The sequence below is a fragment of the Streptomyces sp. NPDC058051 genome, assembly GCF_042885475.1.
In the GTDB taxonomy this organism is placed as follows: Bacteria; Actinomycetota; Actinomycetes; order Streptomycetales; family Streptomycetaceae; genus Streptomyces.
Window position 1 is genome coordinate 50,631 of the sequence record NZ_JBHVRW010000034.1, and the last position, 16,722, is coordinate 67,352.

At 72.6% G+C, this 16,722-nt stretch carries 13 protein-coding genes; 4 read left to right on the forward strand and 9 right to left on the reverse strand.

Annotated elements, in window-relative coordinates; translation table 11 throughout:
* Nucleotides 1–196: 196 nt before the first annotated feature.
* Nucleotides 197–550, reverse strand: a complete 354-nt coding sequence (locus ACFVUT_RS34145) for a hypothetical protein (protein WP_389659171.1) — start codon at nt 548–550, stop codon at nt 197–199.
* A 356-nt stretch (nt 551–906) separates the two neighbouring features.
* Between ACFVUT_RS34145 and ACFVUT_RS34150 the strand changes: the two genes are divergently transcribed.
* Both ACFVUT_RS34150 and ACFVUT_RS34155 read left to right on the forward strand, forming a co-directional pair.
* Nucleotides 907–1,953, forward strand: coding sequence for an NlpC/P60 family protein (locus ACFVUT_RS34150; RefSeq protein WP_389659174.1), 1,047 nt, complete (start codon nt 907–909; stop codon nt 1,951–1,953).
* A 185-nt stretch (nt 1,954–2,138) separates the two neighbouring features.
* On the forward strand, nt 2,139–2,894 hold the full coding sequence (locus ACFVUT_RS34155) for a GNAT family N-acetyltransferase (RefSeq protein ID WP_389659178.1): 756 nt from the start codon (nt 2,139–2,141) through the stop codon (nt 2,892–2,894).
* 74 nt (nt 2,895–2,968) lie between these two features.
* On the opposite strand, the gene ACFVUT_RS34160 is transcribed toward ACFVUT_RS34155, so the two are convergent.
* Together ACFVUT_RS34160 and ACFVUT_RS34165 are read right to left on the reverse strand one after the other, a co-directional pair.
* Nucleotides 2,969–3,664 (reverse strand): LuxR C-terminal-related transcriptional regulator, encoded by a 696-nt coding sequence (locus tag ACFVUT_RS34160; protein WP_389659181.1) that lies wholly within the window; start codon nt 3,662–3,664, stop codon nt 2,969–2,971.
* Entirely contained in the window at nt 3,648–4,946 is a 1,299-nt protein-coding gene (locus ACFVUT_RS34165) for a PspC domain-containing protein (protein ID WP_389659185.1), read from the reverse strand. The genes ACFVUT_RS34160 and ACFVUT_RS34165 overlap by 17 nt, the downstream gene beginning before the upstream one ends.
* A gap of 286 nt (nt 4,947–5,232) precedes the next feature.
* Here ACFVUT_RS34165 and ACFVUT_RS34170 point away from each other — a divergent pair, with 286 nt between their 5' ends.
* Entirely contained in the window at nt 5,233–6,570 is a 1,338-nt protein-coding gene (locus ACFVUT_RS34170) for a PspC domain-containing protein (protein ID WP_389659188.1), read from the forward strand.
* A 156-nt stretch (nt 6,571–6,726) separates the two neighbouring features.
* On the opposite strand, the gene ACFVUT_RS34175 is transcribed toward ACFVUT_RS34170, so the two are convergent.
* The 4 genes from ACFVUT_RS34175 to guaA all read right to left on the reverse strand — a co-directional run bounded on the left by ACFVUT_RS34175 (nt 6,727) and on the right by guaA (nt 11,417).
* Nucleotides 6,727–7,260, reverse strand: coding sequence for a DoxX family protein (locus ACFVUT_RS34175; protein ID WP_389659191.1), 534 nt, complete (start codon nt 7,258–7,260; stop codon nt 6,727–6,729).
* A 124-nt stretch (nt 7,261–7,384) separates the two neighbouring features.
* Entirely contained in the window at nt 7,385–8,653 is a 1,269-nt protein-coding gene (locus ACFVUT_RS34180; protein ID WP_389659229.1) for a hypothetical protein, read from the reverse strand.
* Between the two features lie 113 nt (nt 8,654–8,766).
* A complete protein-coding gene (locus ACFVUT_RS34185; protein WP_389659194.1) occupies nt 8,767–9,537 on the reverse strand; it encodes a class II aldolase/adducin family protein in 771 nt (256 codons plus the stop codon).
* A 284-nt stretch (nt 9,538–9,821) separates the two neighbouring features.
* Nucleotides 9,822–11,417: a glutamine-hydrolyzing GMP synthase gene (guaA, locus tag ACFVUT_RS34190; protein WP_389659197.1), complete on the reverse strand. Its 1,596-nt coding sequence runs from the start codon at nt 11,415–11,417 to the stop codon at nt 9,822–9,824.
* Nucleotides 11,418–11,911: 494 nt separating this feature from the next.
* Here guaA and ACFVUT_RS34195 point away from each other — a divergent pair, with 494 nt between their 5' ends.
* Nucleotides 11,912–12,259 carry a chorismate mutase gene (locus ACFVUT_RS34195; protein ID WP_389659200.1) on the forward strand — a complete coding sequence of 116 codons (348 nt, stop codon included), beginning with the start codon at nt 11,912–11,914 and terminating at the stop codon, nt 12,257–12,259.
* Between the two features lie 488 nt (nt 12,260–12,747).
* On the opposite strand, the gene ACFVUT_RS34200 is transcribed toward ACFVUT_RS34195, so the two are convergent.
* Both ACFVUT_RS34200 and ACFVUT_RS34205 read right to left on the reverse strand, forming a co-directional pair.
* The gene (locus tag ACFVUT_RS34200) at nt 12,748–14,457 is read right to left on the reverse strand and encodes a peptidase (protein ID WP_389659203.1); all 1,710 of its coding nucleotides are present in this window, start codon (nt 14,455–14,457) and stop codon (nt 12,748–12,750) included.
* A gap of 420 nt (nt 14,458–14,877) precedes the next feature.
* Entirely contained in the window at nt 14,878–16,716 is a 1,839-nt protein-coding gene (locus ACFVUT_RS34205) for a GMC oxidoreductase (protein ID WP_389659205.1), read from the reverse strand.
* Nucleotides 16,717–16,722 lie beyond the last annotated feature (6 nt).

The window sequence follows — 16,722 nt, forward strand, 5'->3', positions numbered from 1 at the left end:
CCGAGGTCCGGGCGGGGCCCGAAGTCCGGGCGGGAGCCGAAGTCCGGGCGACGGCCGAAGTCCGGGCAAGGGCCGAGGTCCAGGAAGGGCCCACGGCCCGGTCGAGGGCCGACGCCCGGGCAGGGACTCAAGACCCGGTCAAGAGCCGACGTCCGGGCAGGATCCAGAGCGCCCGGAAGGACGACGCGGGCCGGGCTCAGGTCCAGAGCGTGGCGATGAAGATGTTGACGAGCGTCAGCCCGCCCACCGCCGCGAAGGCCCCCTTGTCGACCTTCTCCTCGTCCCGCTTGATGTAGACGAGCGCGAGGATCACGACCAGGAACAGCAGCTTGATGCCGATCTTGATGTTGTTCACCTGATGATCGTCGGCCTGGTTCAGCCCGACCAGCGCGACACCGGTCACCAGCATCGTCAGCGCGCCGTGCAGCATCGCCGGGACGAACCGGGCCGTGCCCGCGCCCATCGCCTTCATCTGGGTCAGGAAGCCGCCCAGCAGGCAGGCGATACCGATGATGTGCAGCGCGACGAAGACATTGATGAGTACGTCCATGGGTCCGCAGCCTAGCCCCGGCCATATCACCATCCCACGGGCGGGTGCGACTTCCTGGCACTTCACTCGCGTCTGCACCAATTGCCTGACTCTGGTGCAATTTTTCCGATCAATCTGCGACAAGGCCGCGCCAACTTCGGACAATAGGCGTCATTACGACTCTTCCCCTGGCCCCGGGCTTAGCGTCCTGACCAGGTGACCGGCTTCACCGCCGCTCCGCACCCGGACGGCATCCCGGTCACCCCGCCGAGAGATCCGGCGGCGGGCCGCTCCCCCTGTTGGCGGCCTGCCCCGGGCCTCCGGCGGGCCCGCCGGTAGTCCCCGACGGGCAGTCGCCAGGAAGGACGCACGCCCTCGTGGCAGCGCACCGGAAACCCAAGCAGCGCCCGTACATCGGCTCTGCTGCCCGCACCGCAGCCACCCTCGCCTTCGCCGGGGCCGCCACAGCTGCCGCTCTGCCAAGCTCCGCGCACGCCGATCCCCAGCGCACCCCGGCCCAGGTCAGGGCCGAGGTGGACCGGCTGTACCAGGCCGCGGAAGTCGCCACCGAGCAGTACAACGGCGCGAAGGTGAAGGCGACCGCCGCCGCCGAGGCCGTCGACGCCCTGCGCGACGAGGCCGCCCGCCGGACCGAGCGCCTCAACGCCGCGCGCAACGCCCTGGGCTCGCTCGCCGCCGCGCAGTACCGCACCGGCAGCATCAACCCTTCCGTACAGCTGGCGCTCTCCTCCGACCCCGACCAGTATCTGGAGCGCGCCTCCTACCTGGACCGGATCGGCGACCGCCGGGCCACCGAGGTCGACGGGGTGGAGCGGCACGTCGCCCGGATCGCCCAACTGCGCTCGCAGGCCAAGGGAGAGCTGGCCGCACTGGCCGCACGCCAGGCCGAGCTGAAGAAGCACAAGGCCACGATCAGGACCAAACTGGCCGACGCGCAGCGGCTCCTGGCCACGCTGTCCCCCGCCGAACGCGCCGCCTACGACGACGCGGACAGTGCGCGCGCCGCCGGTCGTGCGGACCGCGGCATCGCACGCGGCCCCGTCCAGGCACCGAGTGGCCGCGCCGCCGCGGCCATCGCGTTCGCCTACGGGGCTCTCGGCAAGCCCTATGTCTGGGGTGCCACCGGACCGTCCGCGTTCGACTGCTCCGGGCTCACCCAGGCCGCCTGGCGCTCCGCCGGTGTCTCACTGCCCCGGACCACGTACACCCAGATCAATGCCGGCCGGCGCGTGTCACGCTCCGAGCTCGCCCCGGGCGACCTGGTGTTCTTCTACTCCGGCCTCAGCCACGTCGGGCTCTACATCGGCAACGGTCAGATGATCCACGCCCCGCGCCCGGGAGCACCGGTCCGGATCGCGCCGATCGACCAGATGCCCCTCGCCGGGGCGACCCGGGTGGCATAGGCTCCCGACGCCGATGCGCACCGACCCGGCGCCGGACCGGCCACCACCGGACCCGTCACCACCGGACGGACCGTCACCGGACCAGCCGCCACCGGACGGGCCCGGCGTCGGACCGACCCGGCGTCGGACGAGCCCGCATCGGACCAGACCCGCCCTCGCGTCAAGCGACCGGAGGACCACCGCACATGCCCATGGACGCTGATGTCCAGACCCACGCCCGTACGCTCGCCCTGCGCTCCCCCGACCATCTCCGGGTCGGGCCCTTCACCGTCCGGTACAACCCGAACTGGTCAATCAAGTACGCCAATTACGCGATACCCGACCAGGACGCGGAGCCGACGGCCGAGGACGTCGACGCCCTGATCGCGGTGTTCCGCGAGCACGGGAGGCTGCCGCGGCTGGAGTTCCTGCCCGGCTGGGCGCCCGCCGTCGAACCCGCGCTGCTCGCCGCCGGGTTCACCGTCGAGAACCGGGCCCCGATCCTGGCCTGCGCGCCGGGCGACCTACTGCCGCCGAAACCGGTGGACTCCCTCGCGATCGCCGAACCGGCCACCGACGCCGAGTTCGACGCCGCGGCGCTCGTCCAGCACCACGGATACGGCGGGACCGGCGAACCCGAGGGCGGCGAGGCGGCCTGGCTGCGCGCGGCGGTCGAGGGCGGCGGGGTCGCGGCCCTCGCCACGGTGGACGGAGTCCCGGCGGGCGCGGGCGGCTGCTCCGTCCCGGTCGACGGCCTCACCGAACTGGCCGGACTCGCCGTCGCCTCCGCCTTCCGCCGCCGCGGCATCGGCGCCGCGCTCAGCGCCCACCTGACCGCGACCGCCTTCGCGCGGGGCTGCCGGGTGGTGTGGCTGGAGCCGGGCGACGCGGCGGTGGAACGGATCTACGCGGCCATCGGCTACCGCCGGGTCGACGAGAAGCTGAACATCTCGCTCGGCTGATCCCTCCCGACCGTCGGCACGTGCGTCGTTCGCCCCCGCTCGCCGGCCGGGACACACCCATCGATCCGACCGGTTCAGACCAGCCGTCGCGCCGTCGCCCACCGGGTCAGCTCGTGCCGGTTGGAGAGCTGCAGCTTCCGCAGCACCGCCGAGACATGCGACTCGACCGTCTTCACCGAGATGAACAGCTGCTTGGCGATCTCCTTGTACGCGTAGCCGCGGGCGATCAGCCGCAGCACCTCGCGCTCGCGCTGCGTCAGGCGGTCCAGGTCCTCGTCGACCGGCGGCGCGTCCGTGGAGGCGAACGCGTCGAGGACGAAGCCGGCCAGCCGCGGCGAGAACACCGCGTCGCCGTCCTGGACCCGGAAGACCGAGTCGACCAGGTCGCTCCCGGTGATGGTCTTCGTGACGTAGCCGCGGGCGCCGCCCCGGATGACGCCGATGACGTCCTCGGCGGCGTCCGAGACGGACAGCGCCAGGAACCGGACCGGGTTCTCCACGGCACCCATCAGCGGGGAGCAGCGGCGCAGCACCTCGACGCCGCCGCCGCCGGGCAGGTGGACGTCGAGGAGGACGACCTCGGGGCGGGTCGCCGTGATGACGGTGACCGCCTGGTCGACGTCGGCGGCCTCGCCGACCACCTCGACGCCCGTCTCCTCGGTGCGGCCGATCTCGGCCTGCACGCCCGTGCGGAACATCCGGTGGTCGTCGACGAGCACGACCCGCACCCGGCGCTCCGGGCCTCCGGTCGGCTCAGTGGTCTCCGTCATCGTTCGCCCTCTCCATCTCCAGCTCGACTTCCGTGCCCCCGCCGGGCACCGAACGCAGCCGCGCCGTACCGCCGTTGCGCTGCATCCGGCCGATGATTGATTCTCGTACGCCCATTCTGTCCGCCGGTACGGAATCCGGATCGAATCCCGGACCCCGGTCACGCACCGAGACGAAGACCGTGCGGCCCTCGACCTCCGCGTAGACCTGCACGGCGCCGCCCTCGCCACCGTACTTGGCGGCGTTGACCATCGCCTCGCGTGCGGCCTGCATCTGCGCGACCAGCTTCTCGTCCAGCGGGCAGTCGCCGACGACGACGACCTCCAGCGGGACGCCGTGCTTGTCCTCGACCTCGGCGGCGGCGCGCTTGACCGCCTCGGCGAGGCTCTCCGGTTCGTCGTCCTCGTCCTTGCCGGTGCCCTCGGGGTTGTACAGCCAGTTGCGCAGTTCGCGCTCCTGGGCGCGGGCCAGTCTGCGGACCTCGCCGACGTCCTCCGCGTTGCGCTGGATCAGGGTGAGGGTGTGCAGCACCGAGTCATGGACGTGGGCGGCGACCTCGGCGCGCTCCTGGGCTCTGATCCGCATCAGGCGTTCCTCGGAGAGGTCCTGGGTCATGCGGACGAGGTAGGGGCCGGCCAGCAGCGCGATGCCGGTGAGCACGGCGATCGCGGCGGTCAGGACGTTGCCGAACTGGGCCGCGGAGCCGCGGACGACCAGGAAGACGGCCAGCCCCAGGCCGACCAGGGCGACCCCGGCGAGCCCCCGGGCGAGATGCAGGACCCGGCGGCGGCTGCCGATCTCCATCCAGCGGGCACGCCGGGCGTTGTCGGCCTGCCGCCACACCAGTACGGAACCGGCTCCGATCAGCAGCACGGGCCAGATGTAGCGGTCGGCCTCGCCGCCCATGTCGACGTTGCCGACGAAGATGAGCGCGCCGACGAACAGTGCGACAAGGGCGAAGACCTGCCCCTTGTCCGGTTTGCGGAGTCTGCGTCTGCCGTCCGGTGCGGTCTCGAAGAGCGAGCGCGGCGCCTCCACACCACCGACACCGAGCGGGACGACGATCCAGAACACGGCGTAGAGCAGCGCACCGAGCCCGTCCGCGAAGAACAGCCCGAGGAAGACGAACCTCACCCAGGCGACCGGCAGCCCGATATGTCCGGCGAGTCCGCGAGCGACGCCGCCGAGCAGCCGTCCGTCGGCACTGCGGTACAGCTTGCGCAGCGGCGGCTCCTCCGGGTCGGCGCTGAGGGAGCTGGCGGCTCGGGACGTGGCGGCTGGCATGACCCGATCGTCACATGTCCGTACGCGCCACGGCATCAGGGTCCGCCCCCGACAGAACCCTGACCCCGGGCAGAGCCCCGCCCCGCCCGCCCCACCAGCCGCCGGGATCCGTACGCGGCGCGCTCTCCCCGCAAGCTGTCGGCGCCCGGCGCGCTCTCCCCACGAGCCGTCGGCGCCGTGCGGGCGTGCCGCCGTGCCTCCCCCAGGGGGCCGCCGGGGCAATATCAGGGATCGTCCAGGGTCGGCGCCGGTCCCGGACGGGCGGGCGGCCCGTCACCATGGAGCCATGACCGTTCCCCAGGACGCCTCCCCCGGTGTCGCGCCGTCCCCCGGGCCGGGACCGCAGCTGCGGCGCAGCCCGCAGCACAAGGTCGTGGCCGGTGTGTGCGGCGGGCTCGGCCGGTACTGCGACGTCGATCCGGTGATCTTCCGGATCGTGCTCGGTGTGCTGTCCGTCACCGGCGGCATCGGGCTGATCTTCTACGGCTTCGCCTGGCTTCTGATCCCGCTGGACGGCGAGGACGAGAACGAGGCGCGCAGGCTGCTGTCCGGCCGTGTCGAGGGGGCGCCGCTGATCGCGGTGCTGCTCGCGCTGATCGGCTGCGGCCTGTTCCTCTCCATGCTGGGCAACGGTGGCATGCTGGCGTTCTCCGCGATGCTGTCGCTCGCGGTCGTCGGCTTCGCCGTCTGGACGCAGAACCGCAGGACGGCGGCGCCCGAGGATCCGCTGCGTCCGTCCGCCGCGCAGGCCGCCACTGACGCGCCGCCCGAGGTGAAGGCCCCGCCGACGCCGGGCACCCCGTCGTGGTGGCGCGATCCGATCGTCAAGGACGGCACCTCGGGGCCCGTGGGCCCGGGCTATCTGTGGGGTCCGGCCGACGCGATGCCCGGCGGCCCGGCGGCCCGGCCCCGGGGAGCGACGCCCCAGGACCCGTTCCGCGCGCCCCGGCAGGAGGCCGGAACCAGGGGCCCGGTCTCGATCGGCGGTCTCGTGTTCCTGTTCGCGCTGATCGCGGGCGGTCTGGGCACGGGGCTGAGCTGGGACTCCCAGCCGTTCGGCACGAGTCTGCAGATCGGGCTGGCCGGCGCGCTCGCGGTGTTCGGGCTCGGGATGCTGGTCAGCGCGTTCGTCGGCCGGACCGGCTTCGGCACGGTCATGCTGTCGGTGATCACGGCGGCCCTGCTGGCGGGTGCGTCCGCGCTGCCGAAGGACATCACCACCCAATGGGTGCGCGAGGGCTGGCGGCCGGCCTCGGTGGCGGCGGTCCGGCCGCACTACGCACTGGGCTCCGGAGTGGCACGGCTGGACCTCACCGGGATCACGGTCCCCCGGGGCGACACCGTCCGTACCGGGGTGAAGGTCGCGGCGGGCCGCGTGGTCGTCGTCGTACCGAAGGCCGTCACGGTGACGGTGGACGCGCGGGCGGGCCTGGGCGACATCACGCTGCCGGTCAGCACACCGAGCGGGGCGCCGGCCGGCTCGGCGCGCGATGTGGACGTCAGTCCGTCGCAGCGGGAGCGCACGACGCTTCCGCCGGCGCCGGGCAGCAAACCGGCCGGCACGGTCGAGCTCACTCTCGAAGTCGGCATCGGACAGGTGGAGGTCACCCGTGCTGCGTCATGAGATGCGTCCCGGGCGGGCGGTGGCGGGTGTGGTCATGCTCGCTCTGGCGGCGGGATACGCGGCGGATGCCGCCGGGGCCTGGGAGGCCCCGTGGGTCTTCTTCTTCCCGCTCTTCTTCGGCGGCCTCTGGCTGGCCGCCACCGCGGCCTGGGTGAACTACGCGATCCGTCGCCGTCGTGACGCGAGAAGGGCGTCGACGGAGAACGCCGCGGCCCCGCCGAGCAGCAGCGGCAGCCAGGCGATGAGGTAGGCCAGGTCGTTGCCCAGGTAGTACGGGGTGGCCTGCCAGCTCATCGTCAGCCACAGGCTCAGCGAGATCAGTGCCCCGCCCAGCGCGGCCAGGCGCCCCCACAGCCCGATGAGGGTGCCGATGCCGACGGCGAGTTCACCGAGGGCGATGGCGTACCCGAAACCGCCGGGGTTCTTCAGTGCGAGGTCGACGAGGGCCGGGAGCGCGGACGAGTCGCGTACCGCGTGCATCGTCTCGCCGATGGACCCGGCACCGCTCGCGCGGAAGAAGGCACTGTCCGTCAGCTTGTCGATCCCGGCGTAGACGAAGGTGATGCCGAGGAAGATCCGCAGCGGCAGCAGGGCGTGCTCCCGTGCCAGCTCCTTGAGTCCCCTCGACTCGCCCAGACCGCGTACGTGCGTATCGCCCAGACCGCGTACGTTCGTGCTGAAACCCTGCATGTGGCTGCACCGCCTTCCGTAGACCCGTCAACAGACCATACGTACGTGCTGCACGCGCCGCGCACTCGGTGGGGCGTCCGGTCGGCCGTGGCCACCACCCCATTGCCGGGCAGGGGTGTGGCGGTCAGTCCGTCACATCGATCTCGACCCGGTTGGTCTCCACCCCGGCAGCGGTCACGACCTGCACCTCCACCAGGCCGGGTTCCACCTCCACCGGCACCGGCACGGTCAGCACGCTGTCGGTCGGGTTGGCGAAGCCGCCGGAGACCGGGACGAGCGGGACGTGCACATGGACCCGGCCGATCCGGACGACCATGCGGGACAGCCGGTCCGGTGCCCCGGCTCCGGGCGGCACGAACCCCGCACCGCGGATCTCGATGTCGTCGCCGGTACGGATCGACGCGTCCAGGTCCCCTGCCTCCCTGGCCCGGACCACCGAGAGCACCACGGGACGGCCGCCCTCCGCGTACTTCCCGGCGAAGTAGGCGAGCGCCGAGACGGTGACCAGCAGTGCCAGGCCCCAGGGCAGGTCGGGCAGTTGCTCGGGCCTGCGGGCGAGGCGGACCGCGGCGAACAGCACGGCGACGGTGCTCACCAGCACGTACTGCACGTCCGTGAAGCTGCCCCGCCCGGAGTCGTCGGTGAGCAGATCGGCGGCGCGCGGCCGGTCGGCGCGCAGCTTCTGCAGCCGCCCGGACAGGGCCCGTACGGTCACCACCCGGCGTACGACGACGGCGACGGCGCACACCAGCGCCAGCACGGTCACCACCCCGGCGCCCCTGGCCAGGTCCAGCCCCTCGATCAGTTCGTCGCGCTCCGCGTGACCGGAGGCGCCCGCCAGCTGGAGCGCCAGCACGAGTACGGAGAAGACCGACAGGAGCACCCAGGACGCGGCGACGGCCCGAGAGGTGGAGAGCCGGTTGTCCTCGCCGATCACCGGGGCGAGGAGGCCACCGCGGGCCCGGTGGACATGGGCGGCGCAGGTGAGGAGGGCCGCGGTGACGGCTCCGGCGAGCAGTCCGGCCGTGCGGGCGTTGGTCCAGCCCGCGCCGATGGCGGTGGCGGACTCGGCGACGACGAGCACGGCGACGCTTCCCCACACCGCGATCAGGGTGCGCCGCCACACCCGGTACAGCCAGGCGTCGCCCGCCTCCCGGCCCCGTTCGGCGACGGTCCTGGCGGACTCGGTCAGCTCGTCCGAGACCCACTGGCGGGTCGCGGAGGCGGACCGGGCGACCCCGGGCGGCAGTCCCTGACCCGCGGCGAGTTCGTCCCGCTTGGTCAGGAAGGCGGCCACCGCACGCCGGTGGCCTTCGCGCGCCCCGTGCGGGCAGTCGCCACACGTGCAGCCGCCACCGTGCGTACTGCTCGTCCTCGCCTCGTCCAACGCCACGGAGAACGCCGCCCTTTCCAGCCCCGGTACAGCCAACTCGACTGTGATTGCTGCGAATTGTGCCGTACGGAAGGGCACGGGCCCGCATCGGGTCGGCCCGTCGGCGCGTATCGTCAGAATGTGCGACTGATCCGGCGCCACAGTGGCTGGTAGTTGATCCAGGCCACGAGGTCGCCGCCGAGTTGGTCGCGGGTGGCGACCGCGTCCCGGTGGGTGATCAGCACGGGCTTTCCGGCCGCGCGTGCGGCCAGCTGCACCTGGCAGGAGCGTTCCAGGGCGATGAACCACCAGGCGGCCGCGTCCACCGTGTCGCCGACGGTCAGCAGCCCGTGGTTGCGCAGCACGATCGCCTTGTGACCGCCCAGCGCGGCGGCGATCCTGCGGCCCTCCTCCTCGTCCACGACGACTCCGGTGTAGGCGTCGTACAGGACGTGGTCCTCGTAGAAGGCGCAGGATTCCTGGGTGATCGGTTCGATGAGCTCGCCGAGCGCGGACAGGGCCCGCCCGTGCACGGAGTGGGTGTGCGCGACGGCGACGACGTCCGGGCGGGCCCGGTGCACCTGCGCGTGAACGGCGAACGCCGCCTGATTGACGTGGTGGCGCCCCTCGACGACCTGCCCCTCCCCGTTGACCAGGATCAGGTCGTCGGGCGCGAGGCCGTCGAACGGGGCGCCGAAGGGGTTGACCCAGAAGCAGTGGGTGAATTCCGGATCCCGCGCCGTGATGTGACCGGAGACGCCGTCCTCGTACCCGTACTCCCCGAACAGCCGGAGCGCCCCGGCCAGCCGTTCCTTGCGGTGTGCGCGCTCGTCCTCCAGCGCGTCGTGGACGGGCGGCATCGCGAAGTGGAGCTGGTCCACGGGTACGGGTGTGGGCTCGGGCATGGCGACTCCTCGGGATCCCAGGGCGTACGGGGTCGGAAGTTACCGCCGGTCGCCGCAGGTGACCAGAGGCATCGGGCCTCGATTCCGCCACGGGGGGCGGGATCCGGGAAGGGGCCGGGCGCGGGAGGGGTCCAGCGGGTCCGGGGGTGGGGGGCCGGGCGCGGGCAGAGGCTCGGGAAGGGGCCGGACGGGGATCCGGGGCGGGACGCACCGATGCCGCCGCTCGGGGGGATGAGCGACGGCATCGGCGTCGAACGGGGTTCAGGCAGGGACCGCCCAGGCGGTCACTCCCACTCGATGGTCCCCGGGGGCTTGCTCGTCACGTCGAGCACGACCCGGTTGACGTCGGCGACCTCGTTGGTGATGCGGGTCGAGATTTTGGCGAGCGTCTCGTACGGCAGACGCGACCAGTCGGCCGTCATGGCGTCCTCGGAGGAGACCGGGCGCAGCACGATCGGGTGGCCGTAGGTCCGGCCGTCGCCCTGGACGCCGACCGAGCGGACGTCTGCGAGCAGGACCACCGGGCACTGCCAGATGTCGCGGTCCAGACCCGCCGCCGTCAGCTCCTCGCGGGCAATGGCGTCGGCGTCGCGGAGCAGGTCGAGCCGCTCCTTGGTGACCTCGCCGACGATGCGGATACCGAGGCCGGGGCCGGGGAAGGGCTGGCGCTGGACGATCTCGTCCGGCAGGCCGAGCTCCTGGCCGACCATCCGGACCTCGTCCTTGAACAGCTGGCGCAGCGGCTCGACGAGCTGGAACTCGATGTCGTCGGGGAGACCGCCGACGTTGTGGTGCGACTTGATGTTGGCGGTGCCGGTGCCGCCGCCCGACTCGACGACGTCCGGGTAGAGCGTGCCCTGAACGAGGAAGGCGACCTCCTCGCCATCGGCGGCACCCTCGGCGACGATCTCGGCCTGGGCCTGCTCGAAGACGCGGATGAACTCACGGCCGATGATCTTGCGCTTCTGCTCGGGGTCGGACACCCCGGCCAGCGCCTCCAGGAACCGCTCCTCGGCGTCGACGACCTTCAGCTGGACGCCGGTGGAGGCCACGAAGTCCTTCTCGACCTGCTCGCTCTCGCCCTTGCGCATCAGGCCGTGGTCGACGTACACGCAGGTCAGCTGGGAGCCGATGGCCTTCTGTACGAGGGCTGCGGCGACCGCGGAGTCCACGCCGCCGGACAGGCCGCAGATGGCGCGCTTGGTGCCGACCTGCTCGCGGATCAGCGCGATCTGCTCCTCGACCACATTGGTCGTGGTCCAGGTCGGCTCGATGCCGGCGCCGCGGTAGAGGAAGTGTTCCAGGACCTGCTGGCCGTGCGTGGAGTGCAGGACCTCGGGGTGGTACTGGACGCCGTAGAGCTTCTTCTCGTCGTTCTCGAAGGCGGCGACCGGTACGACGTCCGTGGACGCGGTGACGGTGAAGCCCTCGGGGGCGGCGGAGCAGGCGTCGCCGTGCGACATCCAGACCGACTGCTCGGCGGGGGTGCCCTCGAAGAGCGTGGAGCCGGTCTTGGAGACGGCGAGCGGGGTGCGGCCGTACTCACGGGCACCGTTGTCGTCGACGGTTCCGCCGAGCGTCGTGGCCATCAGCTGGAAGCCGTAGCACATGCCGAAGACCGGAACCCCGGCCTCGAACAGCGAACGGTCGAGAGAGGGCGCGCCCTCCGCGTACACCGACGAAGGGCCGCCGGACAGGATGATCGCCCGGGGGTTCTTGGCCAGCATCTCGGCCACGGGCATCGTGGACGGGACGATCTCGCTGTAGACCCGGGCCTCACGGACGCGTCGGGCGATGAGCTGGGCGTACTGCGCGCCGAAGTCGACAACGAGGACCACGTCGGTCGCGATGTCGGGGGCGGCGGGGGGTGCTGCTGGCACGGGGCGGCCTTCCGGCGGTGAAAAAGGGGGTCGGTTTTGTCGATTCTACCGGGGTGGCGGAGGCGTCCGTCGTCCCTGCCCGGCCGGGGGTGCGGAGGCGTCCGGCATCCCCGGCCGGTCGGGGGTACGGAGGCGTCGGGGATCCCTGCCCGGTCGGGGGTGCGGGGCGTGGGGGTGCGGGGCGTGGGGGTGCGGGGCGTGGGGGGTGCGGGGCGTGGGGGGTGCGGGGCGTGGGGGGTGCGGGCCCGGGGTGCGGGGTGTCTCAGCATCCGGCCCGCGTTGGCTGCCCCGACCGGGCGGGGCCATACTGAGGTCATGCGTCAGCACACGACCTTCGTCTTTACCTATGGCACCCGGCCCGCCGGCTGCCATGGTCGTGCTGCTTGATCCACTGACAAGCGACATTCCAGGCGCCCCGGGCCGAAAGGCCCGGGGCGCCTCGTCGTTCCGGGCCGGTCGGTTCCGGGGGCCGCGGCCCACGAGGAGTCACCACCATGACCAGCACCGCCCCCGCGAAGACCGCCGTCCCGAAGACCGCCGTCCCGAAGCCTGCCCCCGCGGAGACCGCCACCGAGAAGACCGGCGCGCACACCGACGACGCCGCCGCGCTGATCGGCGACGCGAGGTCGCGCATCGACACCCTCGACGACCGGATCATCGGGCTCGTCCAGGAACGGATGGCCGTCTCCACGGTGATCCAGGAGGCCCGGATCACCTCCGGCGGTCGCCGGATCAACCTCTCCCGCGAGATGGAGATCCTCGGCCGGTACCGGGACGCGCTCGGCAAGCCCGGCACCCCCCTCGCCATGACGCTGCTGGAACTCTGCCGGGGCCGGGCCTGACATCCCGCGGCAGGGGGTCGGGGCCGTATCCCAGTTCGGGCGGACTCTCACCCGTACGGCGCGTGACCGGGTCCGTCGCGGCTTCGTTGGTCCCGGTGTCCGTGCCAGCCAGGGGCGGCTTTGGAAGGAAACCACGCGTGGCTCCGCTGGAGCGTGTGGCGTACCGCAGGTACGCCGTGGGACCGCGCCCCAGCGTGCGTGACCGGTCGGCAGGGGACAGCAGCCCGGTCACCCCAAGGGCGGTCGGCTCCGGGGACGCCCGGAGCCGACCGTATCCGGGCGAAGCGGCCTGCGTGGGGAGCAGCCGCCCGACTCGGCGCCAAGGCCGTGTCCGGGCGTCGATCGCATCGGGGCCCCGCAGACCGCCTTCCGGTCCGCGGGGCCCTTGCCCCTTCACCCGTAGCCCGGACCCCGGCGCCCGTCAGCCTCACTCCTTGACTGCACCCGGGCGCCCGTCAGCTTCAGTCCTCGACTGCACCCGGGCGCCCTCAGCCGCGTCGTGGGCGGCGGCGGGCCGTCGCGTGCAGCACACCGCCCGCCGAGAGCGCCGTCACCGCACCGGCGGCCACCGGCAGCGCCGCGGAGCCGGTCGATGCCAGGGAACCGCCGGTGGAACCGGACGTGGTGGCATCGCCCGACACGGCTCCCGAGGCGGGCGAACCGTGGGATGCGGCACCGGAGCCACCGGCCTGGCCGCCCGCGGAGGCCGGGTCCGCCGGGCCGGGGCCGCCGCCGGACGCCGCGGACCCGGAACCGTGGTCCTCGTCGTCGCCGTTCAGGACCAGCCGCGCGGTGTTGTTCGCCGGTTCCGGGTCGAAGGCCGGCTGCGGGGGCCCGGTGAGGTCCGGGGTGCGTACCGTGACCGTGCCGGAGGCTCCGGCCACCGCCTTGTCGATCCTCAGGCGGAAGCGCAGGGCGAAGTCGGCGCCGTCCCTCATCGCCGAGGACGTGTCGCAGACGTAGCGGGGCGCCCCGCCGCGGCTCCCGAAGTCCTGCCCGTCGGCCGTCAGCCCCCGGCAGCCGGCCGGAACGCCGGTGACCGAGGCGCCCTCGGGGACGGTGAGGTCGACCGCGGCGACGGGTCCGACGGATCGCGGGAACCCCACCCAGGCCGGGCCCCTGTTGTGGAAGCCGACGGTGGCCGCGACGGTGTCGCCCGCGGCGCCACGCACCCGGGCACCGTAGGCCACGAAGTCGGCGGAGTTCTCGGTGACGAAGTCGGCCTCCCGCTGGTTGTCCAGGGGATCGAGGTCGACGCCGCGGACGGGGGCGGCCTCCCTCAGGGTGAGCGCGGCGCCCTTGCCCTCGCCGCCGCTCAGCGCCGCGCCCCGCACGCCGGGCCGCCCCGGTTCCTGCTCGTCGACGCGGTAGACGAGCGTGTCGTGGAAGGCGTGCTCGGTGGCCCTGAGGGTGAGCGGTACGGCCAGCCGGTAGGTCGTCCCCGCTTCGTACGTACCGGGGACGGAGCAGCGGGCGGTGGTACCGGCGGCGAAGCCCCCGCCCGCTTCGCCCTCGGTGTACTCGCAGTTCGCGTAGCGCTCGACGAAGTCCAGGCCCCGCGTGTACCTGAGCGTGAGCAGGACGCCGTCGGCCGCGCGTGTGCCGTTGTTGGCGAACGTGACGGGGACCTGCTGGGTCTCACCGGGCTTCGGATTCGGCTTCAGCGGGAGCTGCTCCATCGTCAGGTCGGGGCCGCCGATGACGACCTCGGTGGAGAAGGCGGCGAACGTCGCACCGTCCGCCGTGCCGGTCACCTCGATCGTGCCCGCGTCACCGATACGGCTGCCCTCGGCGGCGGTGAGTTCCAGTGCGGCGAGCGCGCTGCGGCCGGGCCCGAGGCCGTGGCCGTGGCAGACGGCGGTGGGGCCGGTGACCTCGCAGTCCGCGACACCCGCCCCGCCGAAGGCCGCGTCGGCCGTGCCCGCGATCCCGGCCAGGTCGAAGTTCACGGCGAAGTCGCCCTCGAAGGAGCTCCGTTCCGTGTCCCGGGCAGGGTTGTCGACGGTGATCACGACCGTCGACTTCTGTGGTGCGCCGCTCGTCGGACGGGGGTGCAGGGCGGTCGCGGCGGGGCCGCCGATCACCAGTGCGGGGCCGGCGGCCTGCGCCGGGGCGCCGAGGGCGAGCGAGCCGGCGGCCAGCAGGCCGACTGCGGCGAACCAGCCTGCGGCGCGGCGCGGCGCGACTCTCGGGGACATGGTTCTCATCGCGGACTCTCTGAGGTCGGTGGGGGCGTTGCGACCGCTGTGACAGCGACAACGAGTTCGACCGCGTGACCCTGCGAACAGTTGCGCAGCCGCAGGTCACGGATTGAGTACGGCGATAAACGTGAGGGGGCTCACACGTAGGTCCGGGGAACCTGTGGGCAACCTTTGCGGCGAACCAGGGGTCAATCATGCGGAACCACCGGCCCCGCCCGGCAGGTTCGCGGAGACGGGTCCGCCCCTGCGGGCGGAGCGGCCGTAGTGCTCGGCTCCGCGCGGTGGTCATCGCGCGGCGCCGCGGAAGCGGTGACACCGACGCGTCACACGTGTCGTCACCGCGAGCGTGGAGGGGCTGCACTCGGAGGGGGGTGCAGCCCCTTCCGGCTCACCGGTGCGCCGCGGCTGCCGCCGCCGCTACGACTTCTTCTTCGGCGGTACGGTCGGCAGCCCGAGGAACGGCAGCCTCAGCGCGCCGAAGGCCTCCTTCGGCACCGCCGGTGCTTGCGGCTCGACCGCGGCCAGCCGTTCGTACGCCTCGCCCTGTGCCGGACGCGGGTCCGCCCCGCCCTTGTTGGGCCAGAAGGACATCGCGCGCTCGGCCTGTGCGGTGATGGTGAGCGACGGGTTGACGCCGAGGTTCGCGGAGACCGCCGAGCCGTCGACCACCGAGATGCCGGGGTGTCCGTACAGCCGGTGGTACGGGTCGATGACGCCCTCCTCGGCACTCGCGCCGATGGGGCAGCCGCCGAGGAAGTGCGCCGTGAGCGGGGTGCCCATCAGTTCGCCGACGTTCGAACCGGGGAAACCGTTGATCTCCTCGGCGAGCAGTGCGGCGCTGCGTGTCGCCTCCTCGATCTGTGTGGGGTTGGGCGCACCGTGCCCCTGCCGGGCGGTGAGCAGGCCCTTCGCCACGCCTCCCGGCTTGCGGTAGGTCGTCAGCGAGTTGTCCAGCGACTGCATGACGAGACCGATGATGGTCCGCTCCGACCAGCGGCGGTTGGAGAGCGACCGCACGGCGAGGGTCGGGTGCTTGGCCATGTTGCCGAGCCAGCCCAGCACCCGCCGGCCGCCGTACGGCACCTGGAGGATGGACAGCGCGCCCATGGCGTTGGAGCCCTTGCCGTAGCGGACGGGCTCGATGTGGGTGTTCTCGTCGGGGTGGATCGAGGAGGTGATCGCGACGCCCCGGGTGAAGTCGGCCTTCGCGGTGCCGTGCTTCTTGCGGTAGCGGCGGTCGCTGGTCTGGGAGCCGACGAGCGCCTCTGAGTTGGTGCGGGTCAGCTCGCCGAGCCGGTCCGAGAGCCGGGGCAGCAGGCCCCGGTCCTTCATGGTGTGCAGGAGGGTCTGTGTCCCGTACGTGCCCGCCGCGACGACCACCTTGCGGGCGCGCAGCCGCGTGGGCCGTGCCTTCCTGCGGCGGCCGGTCGGGACGGTGCTGACGTGGTAGCCGCCCTCCGGGTCGTCCGTGATCGCGACGACGGAGGTCATGGGGTGGATGACGGCGCCGGCCTTCTCGGCGAGGTGGAGGTAGTTCTCGTTGAGGGTGTTCTTCGCGCCGTGGCGGCAGCCCGTCATGCATTCGCCGCACTCGGTGCACGCCTTGCGGGCGGGGCCCACGCCGCCGAAGTACGGGTCGGCGACGGTGCCGCCGGGCTTCGCCCGCGCCGTACCGTCGGCGTCCTCGCCGTCACCGAAGAAGACGCCGACCGGGGCGAGGTGGAAGGTGTCGCCGACGCCCATGACCTGCGCGGTCGCCTTCAGGTGGACGTCGGACGGGGTCATCGTCGGGTTGAGCCTGACTCCGAGCATCCGCTTGGCCTGGTCGTAGTACGGCTTCAGCTCGTCCTGCCAGTCGGTGATGGACGCCCACTGACGGTCCTCGAAGAACGGCGCCGGCGGTATGTACAGCGTGTTGGCGTAGTTCAGCGAGCCGCCGCCGACTCCCGCGCCGGCCAGCACCATCACCTTGCCGAGCAGATGCACGCGCTGGATGCCGTACAGCCCGAGCGCGGGAGCCCACAGGTAGTTCTTGAGATCCCAGGAGTTCTTCGGAAGGGTGCCGGGGGTGAAGCGCCGGCCCGCCTCCAGGACACCGACCCGGTACCCCTTCTCGGTCAGCCGCAGGGCCGACACCGCGCCGCCGAAGCCCGAGCCGACGACGAGGACGTCGTAGTCGTACGCGGCGTCGTCATCGATCTCACCGGCCTCACCGGCCGGTTCGGCCTGATTCTGGGCAGGGCTGTCCTGGGACATGGCTCT